The sequence below is a fragment of the Pseudoalteromonas sp. PS5 genome, assembly GCF_004103255.1.
Lineage (GTDB): Bacteria > Pseudomonadota > Gammaproteobacteria > Enterobacterales > Alteromonadaceae > Pseudoalteromonas > Pseudoalteromonas peptidolytica.
This window is the reverse complement of sequence record NZ_RCSQ01000044.1, coordinates 30,882-54,250: the sequence shown is the minus strand read 5'-3', so window position 1 is coordinate 54,250 and position 23,369 is coordinate 30,882. Positions and strand designations below refer to the sequence as shown.

The window sequence follows — 23,369 nt, the reverse complement described above, 5'->3', positions numbered from 1 at the left end:
TCCCGAGCTGGGGTTAATTAAGCAAATTGGTATTAAGCTGACTTTTCCGCTAGCAATTCCTGGCGTACGAGTTCAGCCCCAGCGCTCAATGCTGCTAGCTTACCTCTTGCGACTTCCCGAGATAGCGGTGCCATGCCACAGTTTGTACAAGGGTATAGTTTGTCAGCATCAACAAACTCAAGTGCTTTTCTCAGTGTGGCGGCAACTTCTTCTGGCGTTTCAATGGTGTTGGTTGCAACATCAATGGCACCAACCATTACTTTCTTCCCACGGATCAAGGCTAACAAATCGATGGGGACATGAGAGTTATGGCACTCCAATGAAATGATGTCGATATTAGATTTTTGTAGTTTTGGAAATGCTTCTTCGTACTGGCGCCACTCTGAGCCTAACGTCTTTTTCCAATCCGTATTGGCTTTGATCCCATAGCCATAGCAAATATGAACGGCAGTCTCACACTGTAATCCCTCTATTGCTCGCTCTAATGCTGCAATTCCCCAGTCGTTAACCTCGTCAAAAAACACATTGAATGCAGGCTCATCGAATTGAATAATATCAACCCCTGTGGCTTCAAGCTCTTTGGCTTCTTGGTTTAAAATTTTGGCAAATTCCCATGCAAGCTTTTCACGACTTTGATAATGCGCATCGTACAAAGTATCTACCATTGTCATCGGCCCAGGTAATGCCCATTTTATAGGCTTATCGGTTTGACTACGTAACAGCTTTGCGTCTTCGACAAAAACTGGCTTTTGACGGGTTACGGGTCCTACCACCGTTGGGACACTAGCATCGTAGCGGTCACGAATCTTTACGGTTTGACGATGCTCAAAATCTACACCACTTAGATGCTCTATAAAGGTGGTCACAAAATGTTGGCGGGTTTGCTCGCCATCACTCACAATATCAATGCCTGCAAGCTGCTGTTCTTGCAAAGCAATACGTAACGCATCGTGCTTGCCGTCAATCAGTTCGTCACCGGCTAATTTCCAAGGCGACCATAGTGTCTCTGGTTGAGCAAGCCAAGCAGGCTTGGGTAGGCTCCCCGCTGTGGAGGTCGGTAGTAATGTTTTCATAGTCAATTTTTCCATTTTCTCGATGAGAATACCAATTATCTTAATTAAGTGACTTAGTTAGCTGTTATAAATAGGAATTTTCAAACGTAGTTAGCGTCAAATTTATTCAGTATTAAGACAACGGGTATTACACAGCGTAATTTGCTGACCACTGCTCAAGTAAGCTTTGGTAAGGTTTGATAAAATATTCCTGCGCAAAGCGACCCTGCTCAATTGCCAGTCGGCTGCGCTCTTCACGGTCATAGACAACTTGGGTAATAGAGTGATCTTGATTTTTTAGGTTTGGCTTATAGTGTTTCCCAGCCACCGCATTGGCGTTATAAATCTCAGGTCGATAGATTTTCTGGAACGTTTCCATGGTACTGATGGTACTGATCAGCTCAAGGTTTGTGTAATCATTTAATAAATCGCCAAAGAAGTAAAAAGCAAATGGGGCAACACTATTTGGTGGCATGAAGTAGCGTACTTGTAGGCCCATCTTTTTAAAGTATTGCTCTGTTAAGGAAGATTCATTTGGGTGATATTCATAGCCAAGTACTGGATGCTGATTTTCTGTACGGTGGTATGTTTTGTTATCAGACACACTCAAGCAAATTACAGGTGGCTTATTAAAATGTGTTTTGTAGCTGTCAGAGTCGACAAAATATTTAAAGAGCTTGCCATGAAGGTCGCCAAAATTATCAGGTATGCTGAACTGAGGGCGATCTTTGTTGTGGTCAAGTAGTAATACACTGAAGTCATAATCGCGCACATAAGAAGAAAAGTTATTGCCAACAATACCTTCAACTCGTTGGTTCGTTTTGTGGTCAATAATATAAGTCTTAAGCACCTCAATCGACGGGAAGGTTTCACCACTGCCCGCAACGTCAATATCAACAGACACAATCTCTAGCTCCACAGAGTAACGGTCGCCAGTTGGATTATCCCACTGTGCAAGTGCGTTAAAGCGGCTATCAATCATTTTTAACGCGTTACGTAAATTTTGCTTACGGCTCTCACCTCTTGCTAAGTTGGCAAAATTAGTCGTGAGTCGTGTGCTGTTAGACGGGTGATAGTTCTCATCTAGGCAAATTTTTTTGATGGTAAAAGTAAACTCGTTATTCATAATCGCTATCCATTGTTTATACGGGCTTGCTCGACGAATAATCTTGACAGCACCTGATTAAGATACAGAGCGTTGCACGAGGTACTGAGACGGTGCCGAGCGTTGAGTGATGTAAAATTTATACGTGGATCAGAGCATGAAGAAAAACGGTTTTATTTCACATAAAACATGAGTCTGATTCATAAGCATGCCCAATTGATGCAATTTTTCCCAAGCGTTACTCATAAATTTGAGCGATTTCACATAAAACCCAATGGGAAATCTAGATGTTTAGATGTCTAAGTGTCTAAGTTGCAATTGACTCATGTAAAACATGAGTAATCTTCAATACTTATCTTCAGTAAAATCACCAATAACAGTGCATCATATTGATATACTCGCCGCACTTAGGGAACAAACCTGAGTGTTACGGTTTAACTAAAAGAGATATAAAAGAGATAAATGGAATGAGTGAGTTACTGTTATTGTTTGTATTTTGCGCTCTGTTAGGAAGTGGAGTGGGATTTTTAGCTGGATTGTTGGGGATTGGTGGCGGATTAGTCATCGTCCCAATATTAAGTGGTATTTTATTGTATTTTGAAGTGCTACCCGCAGAGCAAGTGGTTGTAGCTGCCGTTGCCACTTCGCTGGCTTCTATTCTTTTTACATCGACCTCATCTGCAATTGCGCATCATAAAAATGGTAATGTGCCATGGGGAGTTGCGCCTTGGATAATGGCTGGTGTTGCATTAGGTGCACTGATCAGCGGGTTTTTGGCCGCATTACTACCAGAAAGCGCAGTACGGGCTGTATTTGCGCTGAGCGTGGCACTTATTGCGTTCAAGATGCTGCAAAGTAGTAAAAGCACAAAAGTGCCTGATAGACAGCTTCCAAACAAAGCAATCCTCACCTTACTTACAAGTATCACAGGTGGCTTATCGGCCATGATAGGAATTGGTGGGGGAGCACTGTTGGTACCATTACTCACATATTTTTCTCTTGATATGAAAAAAGCCATTGGCTGCGCCTCGGCGTGTGGCATTGTTATCGCGCTTTTTGGATCTATTGGCTACATTAGCGCGGGAAGTGCCAACTTCACTTTAGCGGATGGCTTTGCTGGGTTTGTGTATTTACCCGCATTGGCAGGCATTGTATGCACCTCTTGGTTTACTGCACCGCTTGGCGCAAAAGCGACTCATCACCTTCCTGTTACGACCATTAAAAAAGTGTTTGCAGTTTTGCTATTGGTCATGGCTTTTAATATGGCACTCAATTATTAGAGCCCGTTGATCTTTTAAGTTTGTTTTTTGCAGCAATTTAATTGGTATTTATACAAGGTGGAGCCTGCGTAGCATAGATGCTCTATGTGACTCAGGCGATAAAGGCGTTGTTCACCTATAAAATCACCAAACCCCACATCCTGTGGGGCGACACAGTAGAAGTGCCAATCAAGCACTGTCTACCGATGGGGTGTCCCACTTCAAAATAGATCACTACATTTTACTGACGTGTTCTATTTTTTAAATGGATCAACTGCTGCTTCAAAATGCTTATTGAGTTTGCCATTACGGCTACTATTAACAAAATTACCCGTAGGAGCTTGATGTATTAACGTAAAGGCGCTCACGGGTGTTTCAAACTTAAAGTTCGCTAAGTTAACCCAAGCAATATGTGGTGTTCGAGCATTACAAAAGTAATATATCTGGCTTCTATGCGCAGCAATGCTTGTCCATAATGTGTTGGATATATTTGGGCTAGCACTACTTATAAAGTTATAGCCATAGGGTACCGAAGCATTCGCGGCAACCGTTCTTGCTTGCGCGACGGCATCATGCTCATCTTTTGGTGTATCTAAATGGTTGAGATAAAAAGTGGCGCGCTCGAACCGGTCGGTTGAATAAGGGCCGCCGGGGATGGTATGACTTGGGTAGTTGTTCTTTTCACTCCATTGCCATAGCCAATAATCATTAATTTTAAGCTGGGCTGCGTAACTAGGTTCATTGGTGGCAACGCGATATGCGGCGCTATGATAAATGTTAAATAGGCCATCGTTGACTTCAATAATTGCTGAGTCACCGCTGATATCTGAAATTATCAAATGTAATGCGGCTGTTTTTCCTTCGCTATTAGGCACCTCCGCTCCTACAATTTGAATATCTTGCTTGTTAAACGTATCCACAACTTCTTTAACCAGCACAAACTTGTCCAATACGTATTGGAGCCAACGTAACACGCTTAGTTGTTTCTTTTTGCAATCAAGCTTACCGTATGAGGCTCCTGAGTCATACAACACATTTGCGACTAACCCCACCGAGTTCATACCATCTGACGCTGCCCATCCACTGCAATCATCTCCAACCATGGCAACAACACTATCATAAGAAGATGTCCAAGTTAGTGGATTATGATGAGCTTCTATTTTTGCACTAAGTGCTGATATTGGCTCTAGGCCTGACTTTTTGAGCCCTTTTTCAAATACAAATAGACTGGTCGGCAATGTAAACATCCAATCCATGTTTCGAGCAGTAGCTAAGTTGGCACCATCCCAGTTATTAAATACTCGAGTACACATAATGACCTCACAATAATGATAAACAATTTCCGTCCTCATATTAGTACCACCTGCGGGTTTCGCATATTACACAGTGTTACAACGCATTACGGCTACCTTTGGGAGTGAAAAAAGTCGTTTGATTAATCAGGCAGTTTGCTTTTGGCTATTGCTCAACGTGGTGTGCACAGGCTACTTTAACGACTAAAATACAAAAAACACGGCACCTTTTTGTGGCTTCTACCGCATCATATAAGTTGCCACTATATTAATAACAATTAGACTTTATAACGGCTCAATTTGAAGGCGTAAATCTGACGCTAACGGCGCTAAAAATTTCTTATTTAGAACAACTAAATAGTAAATTTTTGCCTTGCCTACATGTATGTAGGTACCTTAGTGATAACAGGACGCGGTAGCGGAGTTATCGACAAGATTTTCTCGCCTCAAAATAGACCACTTAATTAAGATAATTTTTATAAAACACCGTATTCGAGATCTTGTCATGATAATCACATTAACGGCTGCAGCCTTAAGTTGTACTCTTTCTGGATGTGCTGAGTCCCCTTTGATGACCGAAGAGCTTCAGTCAATAGCCACTCAACATGCCGAGCAGGTGTTTAGTAATGCCGCTATTTATACCGTCACTAAATCTCATCCGTGGGCACAAGCGATGGCTATAAAAAATGGGAAAATCATGTACGTAGGCAGTATGGATGGCATACAACCCTATATTGGAGACAACACTCGTGTACACGACCTAAAAGGAAAAATGATCTTGCCAGGTCTGCATGATGTTCATATTCATCCTCTAGAATCAGCCTCGGACGCGACACATTTTACGGTGTCGCAATATGACACCGTTGCAGGTTATCAGGATGTGCTTGTGCGAGCCGCTACTGAGCACCCTAATGCTAAATGGCTGATAGGGTATGGACATAATATTGATACGCTACTGGAGTTGGCTATACCGCCAAAAATGTTGATAGATGAAGTAATTGCAAATCGACCTGTGGTTATCATGGAGCAGACCTCTCACTCTATGTGGGTAAACACCAAGGCACTTGAGCTTGCCAATATTCATGCGCAAAGCCGCGATCCAATTGGCGGGGTAATTGGACGCGATGAGCTAGGAGACACCGATGGTATCTTGTATGACAACGCAGGCAATATCGTGATGGATCTTGCGATGCAAGCACAGGGGGATGAAAAGCTCAAAAACTATGATGGTTTTGTCGAATATACGCAACCTACGTTACTAAAACACGGTATTACCTCTATCAGTGATGCTCGTGTGTATTGGCAGCGCGGTCAGCTTGATACGTGGCAGCAGTTACAAGCTGATGGTGCGTTACAAGTACGAGTCAGTCTAGGGCTTTGGGCTTATCCACAGGCGAATGATGAGCGTCAAATACGAGCACTTAAGTCAATGTATAACGTCACACCAGACAGCATGCTGAAAATAGATCAGATTAAATTTTATATGGATGGTATTTTGATTAATACCACCGCGGCTATGAAAGCGCCATATCATATTGATTTGTTAGCGCGGAGTGAAAATCGTGGCTTGAATTATTTTACACAAGCGCGATTAGAAAAGTATTTAAAGGCGTTAGAGCCGAGCGGCTTCGATTTTAATATTCATGCCATTGGTGATAGAGGAGTACATGAGGCACTAAACGCAATTAGTACAGCATCTAATGGTAAAGCTCGACATCGTCTTACTCATGTTGAGGTTATTGACCCCAGTGACTACAAAAAGTTTGCTGAGTTAGGTGTGATAGCTGATGCGCAAGTAGCAGGTGAATTTGCACAGCCCTCGCACTGGCAGGAAATGCAGCCTCTACTGGGGCGAAAGCGCGCTGGCAGCCTAGTCCCTATCAAGAGCTTACTCGATCATGGCGCAATGCTGACACTCAGCAGTGACTGGAATGTCAGTACATTGAACCCATTTGTTGGGATTGCGAATGCGATAAGTCGTCAACCTGAAGCTATTTCTTTAGCACAAGCTATTGCGGCATATACGATTAACGCGGCATACGCGATGCGCCAAGATGATATAGTGGGTAGCTTAGAAGCCGGAAAGCAAGCTGACTTTATTATATTGCAGAATAACTTGTTCGAGTTGACCGCTGAGGAAATTAAGGCAACGAAAGTCGAGCAAACTTGGGTCAATGGTAAGCGCCGCAACTAACAAGATTTATGCTGTCAAATGCAATGCCATTTTGACCAAGCTAAGCCTTACATGCGGGATAAAATACTCGTTTTCACAAGCTTGAGGGAAAAGTAAGACCGTAGATGTGAATTAGCACAGTGCCAATGTCGTGTCGTTATCGTCATGTTTGCGTTTCAAAAATAACGTATAGACTGTGTGGTAATAGTATAGAATGTCACAGTTGAGGTTAACTGGCCTTAACATTGAGCAAGTATTAAGCGAATTGGCATAAGGAAAAGAAATGGAGCAAGCAGTACGCGTTGGAGTTGGTGTAATCATCATGTATAAAGACAAAATTTTACTTGGTGAGCGCATAGGCGCACATGGTGCCAATACGTGGGCGACCCCTGGTGGGCATTTGGAGTATGGGGAAACCATTGAAACATGTGCCAAAAGAGAAGTGCTTGAAGAAACAGGGTTGAACGTAGTCACCGTAGAAAACCTCGGCTTTACCAATGACTTTTTTGCGCAAGAGCAAAAGCATTACGTGACTTTGTTTGTGAAAGCGACGTGTGATGATCACCATGCACAGGTAAAAGAGCCAGATAAATGTAAGCATTGGCGGTGGTTTGCATTGGATGCGTTGCCGCAGCCTTTGTTTTTACCTTTGACTCATTTTTTAGCCCAGCACAAGCTATAAACATGAGGAGCAGGCCGGTGTTGACCAGCCTGCTCAAATGCTCATTACAGTGCGGTGCTGAGGTCAAACTCCCTAGAAACACCTAGCGTCGGCAAAAATGTCTCGGATTGAGTTAATTGTGCTTCGAGCCCATAGGTTTTGCGAAGCTGCGCTTTATTCAACACGTGTGCAGGTGCTCCCGATGCAACAAGTTTTCCTTTTTCTAGCAGATATACGGTATCGGCAAAACTGGCTGCAAGTGCCAGATCATGTACTACAGCTATTACACCCGCGCCTTGTTTTGCAATGCTTTGTGCTAGCTTCATGACTTGATATTGGTGGTATAAATCCAGACTGGCTGTCGGTTCATCAATCATCAAATAGCATGGTTTTTTTGCGTCTAAATTTGGCAGTAGCTGGCAAAGTACCCGGGCAAATTGTACCCGCTGCTTTTCTCCCCCTGAAAGTCGAGTAAAGCTGCGCTGTGATAAGTGTTCAACAGATAAAATTTGCATCGCTTTTTTAGAGTAGCGGCGCAATGAATCCACAGTATGACGCTCTTGATGGACATAGTGAGCCATATCTACAATTTCTTGTACACTAAATGGAAACTCACAATCATACTGCTGTGTAAGCACTGCTCGCAGATGTGAAAGTGACAAGCTGTCTATGTCGTGCAACCTTTGCTGGTGGTAGGTGATAGTGCCTTCGCTCAAGGTTATATCGCCACATAGCGCTTTTAGCAGGGTTGACTTTCCTGCGCCATTTGGACCGAGGACAACCGCAACTTCACCGGGGCGAATAGCAAAGTCGATACCACTGAGCAGTGATTTTTTCCCTACTTGTACACTAACTTTGTTGGCAATTAACATTTTACAGCTCCTTCAAACGATATGTTTTAACCAGCATAATGAGAAAAAATGGGCCACCCAGTGCACTGGTAATAAGGCCTATTGGTAATTCAGAGGGAAGAATGAGAGTACGCGCAAGCAAATCGGCTAAACATAATAAGATGGCACCACCAAGCATTGAAGCGGGCAATAAATATCGATGATCAGGGCCGATTAACAAGCGTACTATATGTGGCACGATAAAGCCGACAAAGCCAATTATACCAGTTAGCGCCACTGCGGCACCTGTACACAAAGCGGTAAAGGCGAACACTTTCTTTTTTAGACTAACGACATCTACTCCCAAATGCTTGGCTTGTTGCTCACCTAATAAGTACAAGTTAAGAGGCTGCGCTAAACGGCTGAAGCCAAAACAACATGCCAGCATCAAACACAGCGAAGGAATGATCATCTGAAAGCTGTTTCCAGCAAGCGACCCCATGCTCCAAAAGGTGAGATCACGTAACTGCTGATCTGAGCTAATTAAGGTTAAAATACCTATTACAGCGCCGACAATCGCATTAACGGCTATTCCCGCTAACAAGAGGCTAACAATCGTAAAGCGATTGCCTTGACTAGATAACCGGTAGATGATGCTACACACACAAAGGCAGCCTAAAAAGGCACCAATTGGCACGGCATAAATTCCGTAGTAAGCGGTAAAGTCACTAAGTAATGAGCTTCCAAGTACGATAGTACTAATTGCACCAAGTGCGGCACCACTTGAAATGCCGATTAAGCCCGGATCGGCAAGAGGGTTTCTGAAAATAGCCTGCATTGCAGCGCCACAAGCACCAAGCCCTGCTCCAACAATAACAGCAAGTACGAGCCTTGGCATACGGATCTGCCAGATCACCGCTTGTTCTAGGGTATCTTCATGACTCGAAAAAAGAATAGCGATTAGGCGCTCATAGCTGATGTCTACTCCACCTACTGTCAAGCCAATTACACTAACCAAAACACAGCCAACAGCAAGTCCTGCAATCATCCATTTTCTAGCGACATCTGCGGGGATCAAAGATTGCTCTAGTGCTAGCATTATAGTGACTCATTTACTGGTGCTGACTGAGCAGCTCGGAATCGGTAATCATTTGGCAAAGTGGTGTTAGGGTGGAGTAATGTTGCCAGCTCGACCACAGCTTGAGGTGTACGTGGACCCATACCAAGTAAGTATGTTCCGTCGATTAATAAAACTCGGTTGTTTTTTACTGCATTTGAGAACTTAAAGTGAGGCACTTGGCTTAAATCCGTCGCTTTTTGATCGCCATGACGCCCCATACTAATAATCACATCAGGGTTCATCGCGATAGCTGACTCAGTTGCTAACGGCTTCCAACCCTCAAAATGTGTGGCTGCAACATTGATCCCTCCTGCTGCGGTGATCACCTCATGTGCTGAGTTTCCCGCTCCAGCAACAATTGGCTGACCGCTGCGAAGACTTAATACAAATAACACTTTTGGTTTGTGGTCGACTTGCTCAAGCACGTGTATCAGTGCTTTTCTATCAGCTTGAATATAGTCAATAAGCGCTTGGCCTTTTTGTTCAACAGCTAGCAGTTGTGCAACTTTGGCTATTTTTGCCTCCACACCTGAGAGATTGTCATTCTCACTAAAAATGTGTGTCTGTAATCCAGTATCTTGGAGTTGTTGTAACACTTTGTCTGGGCCTGTATCGGCTTCGCCAAGGAGGAGATCTGGATTAAGTGACAAAATTCCCTCGACATTAATTTTTCTTACATAACCTATTTGTGGTTTTTGGGTGGCAACAGCTGGGAATACACTTGTGCTATCTACGCCTACAATGCGCTTTTGCTCGCCAAGCGCATAGATAATCTCAGTGATAGAGCCGCCAGAAACGACAATCTTTTGGTCACTTTCATCAGCAAAGACTGGCTGCAGCAATGTGGCACAGGTAAGTAATCCAAAGGTCAATAGTGCTGTAATTTTAGCTTTCATTACAAATCCAAACTTGTTATATTTATTGCGAATAGTAACAGTTATCATTTGCTTTTATCAATATGAAATTTATTCTCTGTATTGCAGTGTCCATATTTCTACATGGTTTGTGGTGGATATCGCCAGCTAGTGTGGAGCCGCAGTGGAGCGCAGGTGTCAGCGCCCATGAGGTAAGTAAAGTAACTACACCTTTGGTGCTTTCGTTTTCTTCTCCAACACCAGTAACAGCATCTAAGGCTGTGTCTCAGCCAGTATCATCTCAGTTTAAGGGCGTTACTCATGCACTAAAAAAAAGCCAAGACAGTAAGGCTGAAATAAAACCAGAAACGGCGGCGGTACCACAAGTGCAGGAAAAACCAGTCAAAACTACAGCACCAGAAGAAATACAAGTTGCTAATAAATCAGAACAGATTGAACCCGTAAAACCTGTGGCAGCTACTATGGACGCGCCCAAGAAAACGACCCAACAACTTGCGACAGCCCAGCGACCGAGCGAAATCAGTAACAATGACAATACCCCAGTACGACTCAGTAAGTTGCCGCTATTTAAAGCGCCAAGGCCCACTTTGAGTTATCCGCTTAGGGCAAAGCGTCGCGGTCTTGAAGGTGTTAGTATTTTTGAGATTGAACTGAATCAAGAAGGAAGGATCACCAATTTAACGTTAATCAAAAGCAGTGGATACCAAAGCCTAGACACCGCTGCTCGGCAAAATGTTGAGCAGTGGCAGTTTCATCCAGTTATTCATAACGGTAGTGCGGTAAAGGCCTTATTTACCGTACCCATTAAATTTTCTCTATCTTAAAGTGAGTATAAAACAATGCAGTCGTGGTTTTCTCAACTTGGGCCGATGCAATGGCCGTTTCTTTGTTTATCAATTATTGCGTTTGCCATCATCATTGAGCGCTGCTGGGTGCTCAGCCAAGCATGGATAAAGGTACGTAATATTAAGCAAAATAAACAGACTTTCAGGGATCAAAAACGTGCCGCATTATGCTTGCAAGAGTATGTTTTTGAATGGCGAAAGCGCTTAGCTATGTTAAGTATTATTGGCACTTTGAGCCCGCTTATGGGATTGTTTGGTACCGTATGGGGATTAGTATTGATGTTTAAAACAATAGCTAAAACCCAGCAAGCGGTAACACCTGCGCTGTTGGCAGACGGACTGTGGGAAGCCATGTACTCGACAATGGCTGGATTGGCTATCGCAATGCCATGTCTACTCGTTTATGGGGTATTGCAAGCTGTGGTGGATCGATTTCAAAGTGAATTAACACTGTGTATGAACGGCCAACTTTTATCGACGGGTGAAGCACATGCTTGAATTACCAGCTCCGAAAGCCCAGCATCTTGGTGCCGATCTGACTGCGTTGCTAGATGTATTATTTATCGTACTTGTGTTCTTACTACTCAGTGTGGCGGTGAAATTAAATGTACTTGAGGTGAACTTACCCAGTGCAGGCGAACAAGCTGAAGTTGAATTGAAGCAAACCCCCAAGGTTGTGAGCCTATTGCTTAGCAATGATGAAGTGAGTTACGCCATTGATGAACAACCCTTTAGCGCTGAGCATACTTTAGTGCAAGCGCTCGCGCATCTAGATAGTTCCGAAACTATTTTTATTGCTGTAGATAAACATGTACCGAGTGAAGCCCTGGTGTCGTTATTTGCAAAACTAAGCGAATTAAATATCCAAGTTGCAAATCTAATTGTTAAAAGCGAATAAAAATAATTACCATTTAGGTTTGGGTGTGTTATATTGCGCCGCGAAAATCATACTTCACTGAGGAAAGCCTGTATTTATTCTATGGGCATTAGGGACAAACAGGGGCAGAGCTGAAGTATGAATACCAATAACGACACTTGGAGTATTCTTATGCGTTTATCTAAATTAACTCTTTTCATCGCGCTTGCAACTTCTGCCACCTGGGTGCAAGCAGCTTCTTCTGCTACTCAATCATCCGAAGTAATAAAAACCGATCTTGATGCAGTTACAGTAACTGCCACTCGTACACAAAAAACAGCTTTACAGTCTGCGCAGGCAGTGAATGTTATTTCTTCAGAGCAGATTGAGCGTAAGCTGGACAGTAATGTGTTTGATACCCTAGACACCATTGCAAACGTTTCAGCGAATGGTGGGCCAAGATCGACGGGTCATAAATTTAATATCCGTGGTTTTAGTGACGCAGAGGATGTAATGGTTACCATCGATGGTATGTTGCAGACTTTTGAAAAGTATCGCATGGGAAGCTTATTTACAGATCCTGATCTCTATCGCTCCATTAGCATTAAGCGCGGTACTAGTACAGTACTGCATGGTGGCGGAGCGCTTGGTGGTGTTGTGCAATTTGAGTTAAAAGATGCAGCTGACTTTTTGCAAGATGGCGAATCTGCGGGAGCTAAAGTAAAACTAGGCTATGACAGCAATAATGAACAAAAAAATGGTTCAGTTGTAGCTTTCGCAAGGCCCAATGACTCATTGGATATTCTTGGCGCAATAGTCAAGCGAGAGAGCGATGATTGGGAACTTTCCAATGATGAAACGCTAGAAAACTCTGCGATTGAAAATAGTTCTGTATTGCTCAAAGGGGAGTACTTTCTTAGCGATGATGCGATTATAGGCGCAAGTTATACACAAACCAAAGACGACCAAAGAACTGAGTTCAATACCACAGATCCCGGCGCATGGGGCACAGTATATCGTGAAGTTGAACAGTCAGTTGCTAACCTCAGCTATGAATATAACCCCGCTAACAATACCTTAATTGATTTGAGTGCCAAAGTTGGTTTCACCAGCAGTGAGGTTACCGAATCTGATGGGGTAGGGATGTTAAAAGACTATATCGGTATTGAGTCAAACTACGAATACAATATCACCACCTTAGATGTAATGAATACCAGTGTCTTAGGGTCACATACTGTAACTTACGGGGTGCAGTATACCGATAAAGAAAGAATTGGAGAAAAGACTGCATTACCCTGTCTAAAAATTAATTATGAGACGTATGCTTGTGAGCAATACGGCACTACTCCAACTACTGCTGAGATGACATCACAACCTGGAGGCACACAAAAGCGCTCTGGTGTGTATATTCAGGATGAATTTACTTGGCAGCAACTTACCGTGATTGCAGGGCTTCGTTATGAGCGTTACAGCACCTCGCCAACTGCTAAATTTCAACAAGCTTTTTCAACACTGGATACTAAATTGACACACAGCGACTGGGCAGGAGCGCTTAGCGTAAACTATCAATTGACGCCACAATGGGCTGTTTTTGCAAACCGCCAAGAAGGTTTTCGAGCTCCTCTAATTGACGAGTTGTATGACCAATACGGAGGCAGGCAGCCAGGCTTAGAGTTGGACGTAGAATATAGTAACAACACTGAAGTGGGTGTGACTTATCAGGCAAATAACATACTCACAGACAACGACACATTAACCGCACGTTTTATTTACTTTGATATCTCGGTGGATGATGAGATCACGTCTGTTACTAGTAACGTTATAAACCCTGTACCGGCGCCGCGTTATGCCAATAGGGCAAGCAACGACAGAGATGGTGTTGAGTTAGAAGTGAATTTTGCAACGCCACGTTTTTACAGCAACCTTACCTATAGTGATATTGATGGTGAAGATCAAAATAATGAACCACTTTGGTATTTACCAGCTGATAAAATCGCTCTGGATTTAGGTACATCATTGTTTGATAACTCACTACAGGTTGGCGCGCAAATAGTGCGACGTGGCTCGCGCGATGTACAAGTGATGGACAGAGCAACCCGGCAATATGCTACACAAGCCCAAAAGAGTTACACCCTGACTGACTTGTATGCAAGTTGGGACATTAATAGTGCTTTTAACCTAAGAGTAGCCATTGATAATGTCTTTAACAAAGAATACAAACTTATGGCTGGTACAGGTGGTGGCATTGGTGACTATGGCTTTGGCCGTAACATTAAAACCCAGATCAGCTGGCGCTTTTAAGGAGAGATCATGAACCAACTTATTCAAGACTATAAAACGTTACTTGTGGGTGAGCCAAGGCTTCGACCAGTTGATGCCGCAATGCAATTAGGGGTGAGTGAGGCTGAACTGTTATATGCTCAGCTTGATGAATCGGTAACAGCGTCAATAACGCGCTTAGATGAGGCGCAGTTGCCTGAGATTCTCAAAAGCTTAAAAAAGTTAGGCAAGGTCATGGCATTGACCCGCAATGGCTCGGTAGTCAATGAGATCAAAGGAGTGTATGAAAAGCTATATGTCTCAGAAAATAACGGGAAATTAAGTGGCATTGCTATTAATCCCGGAGGCATTGACTTAAGGCTATTTTTATATCGCTGGCAAAGTGCCTTTTTAGTTGAAACTGAGCGTCACACAAGCTTCCAATTTTTTGATAAACATGGGTGTGCAGTACACAAAGTGTATACGACTGCGGATTCAGATTTTAATGAGCTAGTAAATATAAAAGCACGCTATCAATCGACATCATCGCGCCCATTGACCGTTGTACCTTTTGAGTCAGCAGAGGTTGAATTAACATCACCGAGCACATCGCAGCTAGACAACTTTAGAGCGCAATGGGGTGAACTTGAAGATGTACACCACTTTCCAAAATTGCTAGCGTCGCATCAACTTGAGCGCTTACAAGCACTGGAATTGGTAGGCTCGCCGTGGAGTTTTGAGCTTCAGAATTTTGCACTTGAAGATATTTTTCAACAGGCAAAAACATTCAAGCAAGAGATCATGGTATTCGTAGGTAATCAAGGTGCGGTGCAGATTTTTTCTGGCAAAGTCGACAACCTCAAACAAGTTGGCTCTTGGTATAACGTGCTAGACCCTGATTTTAACCTGCACATAAAAGCTGATGAGCTAACACGTGCATTTGTGGTTAGAAAACCAACGGATAATGGGGACACTGTGGTGACTTCAATAGAGTTTTTCGATGCCAATCGTGAGACGGTATTAACATTGTTTGGTCGCAGAATTGAAGGCAAAAAACAAACCAACGAATGGCAAGCACTGTGTGAAAGGTTGATCCATAAAGGACAAGTCGCTGCATAATACTTGAGCTAGTATGAGGCTAGTGATATTGAAGAGGGCTCTATAAACGAGCCCTTTTACTAAAAGGTAGAAAATGGACGCTGTTGACTTCTAGTGATTCAAGTAATTATTTACCAAGTTCTATCATTTCAATGATTTTGCTGGCTTTCTCGAAATGATTTAGCCGGTGTGTTTTTATCCACCAAGTAGCAGCTTCCATTAACAGCTCTGGATCATCATTTTTATTAGCAAAAAAAGCGTAAAATGAGACACCAACATTCTCACCTTTGTGCTTAATCTTTTTAGTGCAAACCTCTATCACTTTGGTTCTTAAAGAATCACGCATTGGATATATCTGGGGGAGTGTATAATGCCTGCCACCATACACATCACAAATAGCGAATACAAGAGCAGCTTACGTTAGTGTGCTTATAGGTTAATTACTTCAATCTCAAGTTAATTCAGGGAATTAGTATCATAACAGCGACCATCACACTCAAATGAATGATTAGCGTGCTCCTTAGTTGTTCGAAGAGTGAACTTTAAAGTTCAATCACGTCATAATTTTCGATTAAATGCGCAAAGATAAAGTCAATTTACTTTTCAGTATATAACAACAATGGCTTCTGCTATGTTATATTGTATTGAATTTATCATTCATGAAATCGAGGTCTTTTTGAAAAATAAATTACTACTCTCACTTTTGGTGGCATCTAATGGTGTCATTGCGCAAGATGTTGTTCAATCAAACTCAAGTGAAGACATTGAACACATTGAAGTTAAACGTGTATGGCAACCTTACCGTGGTAATGTGCCCATAGTTCAAACTCCGCAAACAGTCGATATGATTAGCTCTGACACGCTAGAGAGTGAAAGCATTACCCGTTTTATGGAAGCCCTAGAGCTTTCACCAAGTATAGTTAGACAGAATAACTCAGGTGGTATGTTCGATAGCTTTGCCATTCGTGGTTTCTCTGGAGATGAAAATAACCCATCAGGTTACCTAGTGAATGGCTTTAATTCTCGAGGTTATAACGGTAATAGGAACACCGCTAACATCGAAAGTATCGAAGTGATGAAAGGTCCAGGCTCTGCACTTTATGGACAAGGTGAACCGGGTGGCACTATCAATATCATCACCAAAAAACCGCAATTCGACGAACAAGGTTATATTCAAACAACATTGGGTAATTACAGTAAGAAACAGTTTGAATTTGATTATACCAGTGCATTGAATAAAGAGGCCGCATATCGACTAAATGGTTCATACGAAGACTCAAATACACACCGAGATCATGTTTCAGTCGAAAGCTTACATTTATCGCCATCGGTAGTGTGGAATATTTCTGATAACACCAGCCTGAGTTACGAAATGGAAGTACTCGATCAGAAAAAGCCTTTAGATAGAGGTGTATATATTCTGAATAATAGCTTTGATGGTGTGAAAGCGGATGCTTTTTACGGAGATACTCGTGATGGCGCGCACCAAGTTGAGGCACTAGGTCATCAGTTAGTGTTAACTCATAAGTTAAACGGTGATTGGCATTTACTGACAGGTTTTGCTTACCGAGACTCTTCTTTTAAAGGCCTATCTTCTGATACTGAGTTATCAGCCGGTAGACAACTGGTTTATACCGACGAAAATCTACTGTCGCGCCAACGAAGAGATCGAGATTATCAAGCTCTCGATGTATCAGCCCGCTTTGAATTAAATGGCGAAGTTGAACTTGGCAGCTTAACACATAATATTTTAGTGGGTGTTGATCACTATAATCTTGATATAGATACCGACTACAAAGTATGGCGCACGGCATGGGGCTCGGGTGATACGACTTATACCATTGATCCTCACAATCCAGATTACACTCAAGTTCAACCTGAACCAGTACAAAAAACGCTGACAGAGGAAAATCAAAAAGGCTTAGGCCTTTATGCCCAAAATCTCATTGAACTGACTGAAAAGTCAAAGGTGTTAGTGGGGGTACGCGTTGATAAGTTTGAGCAAAACATTCTTAACTTACGCAGTGATGAAGCGCAAAGCCAAGAGCAAACTGAGTTTACGCCACGCTTTGGTCTTATTTATAGTGCGAATGATCAAGTTAATCTGTATACAAGTTATGCCGAAGGCTTTAGACCAAATCCGGGTCTTGATTCAAACCGTAATGCGTTCGAACCAGAAGAAACCAAATCATTCGAAATCGGTGCAAAGTGGCAAAGTATTGCAGGTCGTTTTTCGGGGAGTATTGCACTTTTTGATGCGCAAAAAACCAACATGCTAACCGCTGAGCCAGATACGGGTTTATCGGCAACATTAGGTGAAGTTGAAAGCCAAGGTGTTGATTTTCAGCTAACCACTGAGCTGACAGGTGATACAGTGCTTGAATTTGCTTATGCTTACACAGATGCAAAAACAGCAAATGACGTGGTTAATGCCGATTGGGGCGTGCCTATTCCAAAAGGCTCGCGTTTAATTAATATTGCTGATCATATTGGCCATGTTTCACTAAAACATTACACCACACTTTTAGGTAAAGTATCTTACCTTGGTGCAACTGTAAATTATGTGGGTGATCGTTTAGGCGAAACAACAGATGCAAACTTCATTTTGCCATCATACACTCTCGTTAACTTGTCAGCATCGATAGAGATAAGTGACAAGGTAAGCATGAAATTCGATATCAATAATCTGTTTGATAAGGCTTACTTTGAAAATTCTTACCACAAGCTTTGGACTATGCCAGGTTCACCAACAACTTACAGCGCGACGGTGAAGTATCAGTTCTGATCTTAAATATGAGCTAACAGTCTTAGTGTGTTCTAAGTAATTTCACTATTTGAAAAGCAGCAGCTTGAGTAATCGAATTTAACTTGAACTTGGGGTAAGTGTTTGGTTAATAAAAAATACCTAAGTTCAAAAGGTGCAATATCACGCTAGCCAAAAGTTATTTCTTAATACAAGGCAAGTTTGTGTGTTAATAGTTAGCCTATTGCAAACAAATTTAACGAAGCTGTTGGGATAACAGCGGCCAGAGAACAAGTTATTAGCCCGAATTCAGGTTATTTAGGCTGTTTTTTCATTTAAAACACGAGAAAAGGTGTAATGAATCATCTTCAAAACAGTAAAACGCGCTTGCCGTCCATTGATATACTCCGTGGCATCGTGATGTTATTTATGCTGGTTGATCATGTGAGAGAACGTTTCTTCTTACATGCTCAAGTGCTTGACCCTATGGACATTCAAACTACGAGTCCAGAACTATATTTTACCCGTTTAAGTGCACATTTTTGTGCGCCAATTTTTGTGTTTTTGACAGGTCTGTCTGCTTGGCTGTATGAAAACCCCGCAAACGGTGCAAAGCGTTCAGCTCAGTCATTCTTGCTAAAGCGAGGCTTATTTTTAATTTTGCTAGAAATGACATTAGTCAATTTCTCTTGGTTTGGCGCTTATCAAACAGTTTACTTGCAAGTTATCTGGGCCATTGGCGTGAGTATGGTGGCTTTAGCCATTGTGGTCGCTTTACCTCGAAGCACCATCGCAATATTGGGTGTAATTATAGTGGCGGGGCATAACTTATTATCGCCCATAGAGTTTGCGCCGCATGAGATTGGTTATTCGCTATGGACGATTTTGCATGACCGAGGATATTTAGTCACAGGCGCTTTAATTAAGGTAAAAGCCTCTTATCCAGTTTTACCTTGGATTGGTGTTATTCTGTGTGGCTATGCGGTGGGACCTTTATTTTCTAGTTCAATAACTTCGCAAAAGCGAAGAACTATGTTGATGCAAAGTGGAGCGCTGCTTTTATTAGGGTTATTGATTTTAAGAGGGTTAAACATTTACGGCGAAACTCTTGAATGGTCTCAACAGGCAACCGCGCTTTTGACTGTGATGGACTTTTTCAACTTCACCAAGTATCCACCGTCTCTTGATTTTATTTTATTGACTTTGGGAATTGGCGCATTTGTATTAGCGGCGTTAGAAATAAGCGTATTCAAGCTGTTAGAGCCTGTAAGAATTTTGGGCTCGGCTCCCATGTTTTTCTACATCATGCACTTATACGCATTGCTTGTTTCTAGCATGGTGGCGCAGTGGTTATTTGGCAAAAACATGCATTATGGCATTGATAAAACTGCATATTTCGGCTTTTATCACGTCTGGCAAGTGTGGCTTTTTGCGATGTGCTTAAGTGTACTTTTATACCCTCTATGCAAATGGTTTGCGGAATACAAACGCAAGACATCAGCGCACTGGATTAAATATTTTTAGTGATCCAAGAGAGAATTGATAGAAGGAATAGATAGCAGATACCCACTATAACGAAGGTAGAAATTGCAATGGGTGTCTGCGCTCGTTGCGTTTTCAAGTTGGTTTAAAATTAGTCGTGATGTTTTTATTTTTGGAAAATTCACTTTGCCTTTCCTTGAAAAATAACACAAAAATATCTCGATAATATTTTTGGTAGTTTCGCTAAATGCTAAAATTAATTACAAATTAAGAGGTTATGGAAATTGCAGACTCTCACCAAAACATAATCTCTCTTGTAATAGATGTCCGAGTTATTTTCTCAAGCAATTATTACTACTCAGATACCACTGCATCAATTTCAGTTTCTACCAGCCACTCAGGATCAATGAAACCTTTAACCTCGACAAACGTACAAGCAGGACGCTGAGTCGAAAATAGCTCTCCATGGGCTTTAGCTGCTTGTTCCCACTCTTCGATATTAGTGAGCATTATCCTAGTGCGAATGACATCTTCAATGCTGCCACCAGCTTCTTCAATCGCTTTGAGCGAAATCTCCAAACAATATTTCGTTTGTTCATACACGTTTCCAATAAATACCGTTTTACCATTGGCTATCGGAGCGGTGCCAGCTACGGCTATGTTTTGACCTAGACGACACGCGCGAGAGAACCCAATTGGTTCCTCTAGATGAGAACCAGAACTTACCAGCTTTCGCATATTCTTTCCTTAGCGCTATAACAGTAAATAAGCGGTTAACTCTTGATTACCCACTTATCTACCAATTGAAAAACAAAGCTTCAGCTAAATTTATTTTGTAGTTTTAATAACCTATCAGCGATAAATTATAATATCAATGAATAAGTCGCCAATCCACGGACACACACTCCACGCTCAATATAAGTACAAAGTGCAGTCAGAAAGCTGAAGGGAAGTCACAGGTTCCAAGGTTGCACAGATAGAAGTTGCAGTGGGTGTCTGTGTTAGTACTGGATTAAATATTTTTAGTGACCCAAGAGAGAATTGATAGCAGATACCCACTATAACGAAGGTAGAAATTGCAATGGGTGTCTGCGCTCGTTGCGTGATTAAGAAAGGCGCTATAAAAGGATATTTTGACGACTGACAACTAAATAGCTGTACTAAATTGGGTGGAGTTACACCAAAATCATATTTATCTTTATATTTTTCATGTAATTAACCCCGTAAATGTAAGATAACATCGGCCTCGATTCTGCTTAAAATTGAGCGCCCACCATCAGATTCAAGGTCAATTTCAACCCAACCATCCGACCCCATAAATTCAGCATGAGAGAAACTGATCGTTGCAGTCACTGGCATAAAACCTTTTAATCTGAATATCCCTATTGGGGTTTGAATTCTAGTGATTGTAAATTCCATCTACATTTCTCTGTAGCGATCTTGTAGAAGCAAGATAACAAAGAACTTTGGCAAGCTCTAACAATTAATTTTAGAGCTTATGTCATGAAGAACTCATACGCGAAGAAAAGTGCGCTACGTACAGTCAACTCAGTAAATGTATTTTATTAGTCTAAACTATGAGTAAGCAGCTGGTGGCAGGTGTACTTATGAGAATACGACTCATCTACCTTGTTTTTTTATTCACATTAACTTCAATACAAGCACAGCCAAAAATAACTAAGCTGACAGGTGGGCATAATGCGTGGCCACCCTATATCGAAGAAAACGGCAAGGGTCTAATCAATGATATTGTGTCGGCAGCCTTTCGTACACAAGGAGTTGAGTTTAAAATAAAAATCGCACCATTTAGTCGTATTATGATGATGGTTGAAAATCGGCAAATAGATTTAGTTGTAGCACTTTGGGAAACTGAAGAAAGACGTAAAAGTTTCTTATTTAGCGCGCCTTACTTTTACAATGAAATGGTACTAGTCAGTAAAAAGACCAACCCAATCGACTATCAGGGGGTTGAAAGCTTGCGTTATCGAAGTGTAGCGACTGTTCGAGGGTATGGTTATCACGTATTACTCGATAGTATTGATGAATTAGGCATAATCGATGTACTTAATTTACATACTTGCTTGGAGCTGGTGAATAAAGGAAGAGCTGAAGTTGCCATTGCAGATTATCTTGCGTTTGAATATGAACGCTCAAAAAAGCTTGAATACAATCAACTACAAGCATATCACCCTGCGCTTATTCGCTGGCCGCTTCATATTGGCGTGAACATGTTACATCCCAATGCCGAACAGATCATCAGGCGCTTCAACCTTGGTCTTGCCCAAATCCAAGGAAGTGGCGAATATAATAAGATTTTGTCCACGTACATAGAAGATAATCGATTTAAAGTGGCTTTGAGCACCGTCCCTTAACTTCCTTTATATGGTGTCCACAATAATATATATAAAAATATTGTGTTAGTTTTTACCTTGTTACCATCATAAATACCGGGTTTGAGTTGTCATAGAAAGCGTTTTGAACAGTTAATAATCCGAGCTTTAAGAATAAGGCGGATAAAGCGCCTCATGTTGTGGTCAAATATCTTTGAATAAGATAAGCTCGCCGCCAGTTATGTGACTGGCTAGAAATAATAGTAAAGTTCAAACAAGGATGTATTTTACCCCGATTGTTCGCACGTTACGCGTCGCTGTTACTTGTGTTCATTTACCTTACATCCTGTCTCACCCTTTGCGCCATCAAAGCCAGTTTGTAGTACACACAACCAACAAGGAAACCGCATCATGACTCAACACTATTTTGGCAATTGGTATAATGATTATACCTCAGGGAATCTAACTGTATTGAAAAACGCATTGGAAGCGGGAGATACCAAAACAGTGGCTGCGCTTAGTGAAGAATTATTTGATAGTTATCTTGATGTAACCGCAGCGCTAGAGATAAAAGAAATTGAAAAATATGCTGAAATAATGGGAGATGTGCTCACTGATATCAAGCTTGATGTTTGCATGGGAGAATTGGTGGATCATCATCAGCCAGATTATATTGAAATGGCTTGTCGCAATAGTATTGCGCTTGGAATTGGCTTCCCATTTTATGACTATTACTCAACTGAAATGACCGCAAACCGAATGGAGTTTGATGTTGAGTTTTTCGAAAGTACAGTTGAGCCTGGTTTCAAGCAATTGCATCAAGCTGGGAGAATGTCTATCACTGTATTTTTCAAATTAGTGTGTGATATCGTGGGTTATCTAGATCCCATACCATATACAGCTGATTATCTGTTCCGTTTACTACAACGTCCTGAGATTGACATTAGCACGTTTTCAGAAGAGGAGTTCACCGAGTGCCTCGACGTATGCTTCGGTTTTTATCATCTTAACCCTGAAATTTTCCGCTTGTTTGTTAAGCAAGCCAAGGGTCGTAAGGCGACCGAATCAACTGAAGTATGGCAAGAATCTCGCGAATATTATTTAATCACCTATCAGTTCACTTCATCTTTCGGTGAACGCTGTGCTTGGTATGAACACGAGGAATCATACATTGCTGCCTTCACTGAGCTTAAACACAGCGGAATAGTTTCTGATGTAGAGGCAGAGGTTGTCGATTGTCTAAGAGCGGATCGGCTAGATAAGTTAGCAGAAGTGTTTATTAACGCATAAACAAATACTATCAGATAAAACGTATTGGTTTTATTTGGTCAACATGCTGCGAAATTAGATAGCAGACACCCATCGTAATATAGATACAAATTTGAGAGG

General features: G+C 41.9%; 21 protein-coding genes. 12 read left to right on the top strand and 9 right to left on the bottom strand.

What is annotated here, in order from left to right; genetic code table 11:
- Positions 1-32: 32 nt before the first annotated feature.
- Both D9603_RS06240 and D9603_RS06235 read right to left on the bottom strand, forming a co-directional pair.
- A complete protein-coding gene (locus D9603_RS06240; RefSeq protein WP_128730667.1) occupies positions 33-1,073 on the bottom strand; it encodes a methionine synthase in 1,041 nt (346 codons plus the stop codon).
- A gap of 127 nt (positions 1,074-1,200) precedes the next feature.
- Positions 1,201-2,178 (bottom strand): DUF1852 domain-containing protein, encoded by a 978-nt coding sequence (locus D9603_RS06235; RefSeq protein ID WP_128730666.1) that lies wholly within the window; start codon positions 2,176-2,178, stop codon positions 1,201-1,203.
- 446 nt (positions 2,179-2,624) lie between these two features.
- Here D9603_RS06235 and D9603_RS06230 point away from each other — a divergent pair, with 446 nt between their 5' ends.
- A complete protein-coding gene (locus D9603_RS06230) occupies positions 2,625-3,437 on the top strand; it encodes a sulfite exporter TauE/SafE family protein (protein ID WP_125252643.1) in 813 nt (270 codons plus the stop codon).
- A 233-nt stretch (positions 3,438-3,670) separates the two neighbouring features.
- Here the strand turns inward: D9603_RS06230 and D9603_RS06225 are convergent, their stop codons facing one another.
- Positions 3,671-4,768, bottom strand: a complete 1,098-nt coding sequence (locus tag D9603_RS06225) for a linear amide C-N hydrolase (protein ID WP_241651604.1) — start codon at positions 4,766-4,768, stop codon at positions 3,671-3,673.
- A gap of 445 nt (positions 4,769-5,213) precedes the next feature.
- Between D9603_RS06225 and D9603_RS06220 the strand changes: the two genes are divergently transcribed.
- Positions 5,214-6,902 (top strand): amidohydrolase, encoded by a 1,689-nt coding sequence (locus tag D9603_RS06220; protein ID WP_128730665.1) that lies wholly within the window; start codon positions 5,214-5,216, stop codon positions 6,900-6,902.
- 262 nt (positions 6,903-7,164) lie between these two features.
- Positions 7,165-7,563 (top strand): NUDIX hydrolase, encoded by a 399-nt coding sequence (locus D9603_RS06215; RefSeq protein ID WP_125252645.1) that lies wholly within the window; start codon positions 7,165-7,167, stop codon positions 7,561-7,563.
- Between the two features lie 44 nt (positions 7,564-7,607).
- Here D9603_RS06215 and D9603_RS06210 read toward each other — a convergent pair whose 3' ends face one another.
- Genes D9603_RS06210 through D9603_RS06200 form a run of 3 tightly spaced genes read right to left on the bottom strand, consistent with a single transcriptional unit; the run spans position 7,608 to position 10,388 of the window.
- Complete coding sequence (locus D9603_RS06210) at positions 7,608-8,414, bottom strand: heme ABC transporter ATP-binding protein (protein ID WP_128730664.1); 807 nt, start codon at positions 8,412-8,414, stop codon at positions 7,608-7,610.
- Between the two features lies 1 nt (position 8,415).
- Positions 8,416-9,471 carry an iron ABC transporter permease gene (locus D9603_RS06205; RefSeq protein WP_125252647.1) on the bottom strand — a complete coding sequence of 352 codons (1,056 nt, stop codon included), beginning with the start codon at positions 9,469-9,471 and terminating at the stop codon, positions 8,416-8,418.
- Positions 9,471-10,388: an ABC transporter substrate-binding protein gene (locus D9603_RS06200; protein WP_125252648.1), complete on the bottom strand. Its 918-nt coding sequence runs from the start codon at positions 10,386-10,388 to the stop codon at positions 9,471-9,473. Before D9603_RS06200 ends, D9603_RS06205 begins: the two co-directional genes overlap by 1 nt.
- Before the next feature lie 62 nt (positions 10,389-10,450).
- Between D9603_RS06200 and D9603_RS06195 the strand changes: the two genes are divergently transcribed.
- The 5 genes from D9603_RS06195 to D9603_RS06175 all read left to right on the top strand — a co-directional run bounded on the left by D9603_RS06195 (position 10,451) and on the right by D9603_RS06175 (position 15,446).
- A complete protein-coding gene (locus D9603_RS06195) occupies positions 10,451-11,191 on the top strand; it encodes an energy transducer TonB (protein WP_128730663.1) in 741 nt (246 codons plus the stop codon).
- Between the two features lie 15 nt (positions 11,192-11,206).
- Positions 11,207-11,710 carry a MotA/TolQ/ExbB proton channel family protein gene (locus D9603_RS06190; RefSeq protein ID WP_128730662.1) on the top strand — a complete coding sequence of 168 codons (504 nt, stop codon included), beginning with the start codon at positions 11,207-11,209 and terminating at the stop codon, positions 11,708-11,710.
- Positions 11,703-12,110, top strand: a complete 408-nt coding sequence (locus D9603_RS06185) for a biopolymer transporter ExbD (protein WP_128730661.1) — start codon at positions 11,703-11,705, stop codon at positions 12,108-12,110. The genes D9603_RS06190 and D9603_RS06185 overlap by 8 nt, the downstream gene beginning before the upstream one ends.
- Before the next feature lie 150 nt (positions 12,111-12,260).
- Positions 12,261-14,369: a TonB-dependent receptor gene (locus tag D9603_RS06180; protein WP_128730660.1), complete on the top strand. Its 2,109-nt coding sequence runs from the start codon at positions 12,261-12,263 to the stop codon at positions 14,367-14,369.
- 9 nt (positions 14,370-14,378) lie between these two features.
- Complete coding sequence (locus D9603_RS06175) at positions 14,379-15,446, top strand: ChuX/HutX family heme-like substrate-binding protein (protein ID WP_128730659.1); 1,068 nt, start codon at positions 14,379-14,381, stop codon at positions 15,444-15,446.
- A gap of 106 nt (positions 15,447-15,552) precedes the next feature.
- On the opposite strand, the gene D9603_RS06170 is transcribed toward D9603_RS06175, so the two are convergent.
- On the bottom strand, positions 15,553-15,771 hold the full coding sequence (locus D9603_RS06170) for a DUF6500 family protein (RefSeq protein ID WP_128730658.1): 219 nt from the start codon (positions 15,769-15,771) through the stop codon (positions 15,553-15,555).
- Between the two features lie 330 nt (positions 15,772-16,101).
- On the opposite strand from D9603_RS06170, the gene D9603_RS06165 reads away from it, so the two are divergent.
- Positions 16,102-18,210, top strand: coding sequence for a TonB-dependent siderophore receptor (locus D9603_RS06165; protein WP_128730657.1), 2,109 nt, complete (start codon positions 16,102-16,104; stop codon positions 18,208-18,210).
- A 315-nt stretch (positions 18,211-18,525) separates the two neighbouring features.
- Positions 18,526-19,692 carry a heparan-alpha-glucosaminide N-acetyltransferase domain-containing protein gene (locus tag D9603_RS06160; protein WP_128730656.1) on the top strand — a complete coding sequence of 389 codons (1,167 nt, stop codon included), beginning with the start codon at positions 18,526-18,528 and terminating at the stop codon, positions 19,690-19,692.
- Between the two features lie 312 nt (positions 19,693-20,004).
- Here D9603_RS06160 and D9603_RS06155 read toward each other — a convergent pair whose 3' ends face one another.
- Together D9603_RS06155 and D9603_RS21800 are read right to left on the bottom strand one after the other, a co-directional pair.
- Entirely contained in the window at positions 20,005-20,388 is a 384-nt protein-coding gene (locus D9603_RS06155) for a RidA family protein (protein ID WP_128730655.1), read from the bottom strand.
- Between the two features lie 477 nt (positions 20,389-20,865).
- Positions 20,866-21,069: a hypothetical protein gene (locus tag D9603_RS21800; RefSeq protein ID WP_128730654.1), complete on the bottom strand. Its 204-nt coding sequence runs from the start codon at positions 21,067-21,069 to the stop codon at positions 20,866-20,868.
- A gap of 188 nt (positions 21,070-21,257) precedes the next feature.
- Between D9603_RS21800 and D9603_RS06145 the strand changes: the two genes are divergently transcribed.
- Together D9603_RS06145 and D9603_RS06140 are read left to right on the top strand one after the other, a co-directional pair.
- Positions 21,258-22,022: a transporter substrate-binding domain-containing protein gene (locus tag D9603_RS06145; protein WP_161972723.1), complete on the top strand. Its 765-nt coding sequence runs from the start codon at positions 21,258-21,260 to the stop codon at positions 22,020-22,022.
- Between the two features lie 369 nt (positions 22,023-22,391).
- Complete coding sequence (locus tag D9603_RS06140; RefSeq protein ID WP_125252657.1) at positions 22,392-23,270, top strand: hypothetical protein; 879 nt, start codon at positions 22,392-22,394, stop codon at positions 23,268-23,270.
- Positions 23,271-23,369 lie beyond the last annotated feature (99 nt).

Bases quoted from the DNA above. Each gene is read 5' to 3' on its own strand.
- D9603_RS06240 (WP_128730667.1), bottom strand. From the start codon at position 1,073: ATGAAAACATTACTACCGACCTCCACAGCGGGGAGCCTACCCAAGCCT.
- D9603_RS06215 (WP_125252645.1), top strand. From the start codon at position 7,165: ATGGAGCAAGCAGTACGCGTTGGAGTTGGTGTAATCATCATGTATAAA.
- D9603_RS06200 (WP_125252648.1), bottom strand. From the start codon at position 10,388: ATGAAAGCTAAAATTACAGCACTATTGACCTTTGGATTACTTACCTGT.
- D9603_RS06140 (WP_125252657.1), top strand. From the start codon at position 22,392: ATGACTCAACACTATTTTGGCAATTGGTATAATGATTATACCTCAGGG.
- D9603_RS06185 (WP_128730661.1), top strand. From the start codon at position 11,703: ATGCTTGAATTACCAGCTCCGAAAGCCCAGCATCTTGGTGCCGATCTG.
- D9603_RS06210 (WP_128730664.1), bottom strand. From the start codon at position 8,414: ATGTTAATTGCCAACAAAGTTAGTGTACAAGTAGGGAAAAAATCACTG.
- D9603_RS06190 (WP_128730662.1), top strand. From the start codon at position 11,207: ATGCAGTCGTGGTTTTCTCAACTTGGGCCGATGCAATGGCCGTTTCTT.
- D9603_RS06230 (WP_125252643.1), top strand. From the start codon at position 2,625: ATGAGTGAGTTACTGTTATTGTTTGTATTTTGCGCTCTGTTAGGAAGT.
- D9603_RS06225 (WP_241651604.1), bottom strand. From the start codon at position 4,768: ATGAGGACGGAAATTGTTTATCATTATTGTGAGGTCATTATGTGTACT.
- D9603_RS06170 (WP_128730658.1), bottom strand. From the start codon at position 15,771: ATGCGTGATTCTTTAAGAACCAAAGTGATAGAGGTTTGCACTAAAAAG.
- D9603_RS06175 (WP_128730659.1), top strand. From the start codon at position 14,379: ATGAACCAACTTATTCAAGACTATAAAACGTTACTTGTGGGTGAGCCA.
- D9603_RS06180 (WP_128730660.1), top strand. From the start codon at position 12,261: ATGCGTTTATCTAAATTAACTCTTTTCATCGCGCTTGCAACTTCTGCC.
- D9603_RS06220 (WP_128730665.1), top strand. From the start codon at position 5,214: ATGATAATCACATTAACGGCTGCAGCCTTAAGTTGTACTCTTTCTGGA.
- D9603_RS06155 (WP_128730655.1), bottom strand. From the start codon at position 20,388: ATGCGAAAGCTGGTAAGTTCTGGTTCTCATCTAGAGGAACCAATTGGG.
- D9603_RS06205 (WP_125252647.1), bottom strand. From the start codon at position 9,471: ATGCTAGCACTAGAGCAATCTTTGATCCCCGCAGATGTCGCTAGAAAA.
- D9603_RS21800 (WP_128730654.1), bottom strand. From the start codon at position 21,069: ATGGAATTTACAATCACTAGAATTCAAACCCCAATAGGGATATTCAGA.
- D9603_RS06145 (WP_161972723.1), top strand. From the start codon at position 21,258: ATGAGAATACGACTCATCTACCTTGTTTTTTTATTCACATTAACTTCA.
- D9603_RS06195 (WP_128730663.1), top strand. From the start codon at position 10,451: ATGAAATTTATTCTCTGTATTGCAGTGTCCATATTTCTACATGGTTTG.
- D9603_RS06235 (WP_128730666.1), bottom strand. From the start codon at position 2,178: ATGAATAACGAGTTTACTTTTACCATCAAAAAAATTTGCCTAGATGAG.
- D9603_RS06160 (WP_128730656.1), top strand. From the start codon at position 18,526: ATGAATCATCTTCAAAACAGTAAAACGCGCTTGCCGTCCATTGATATA.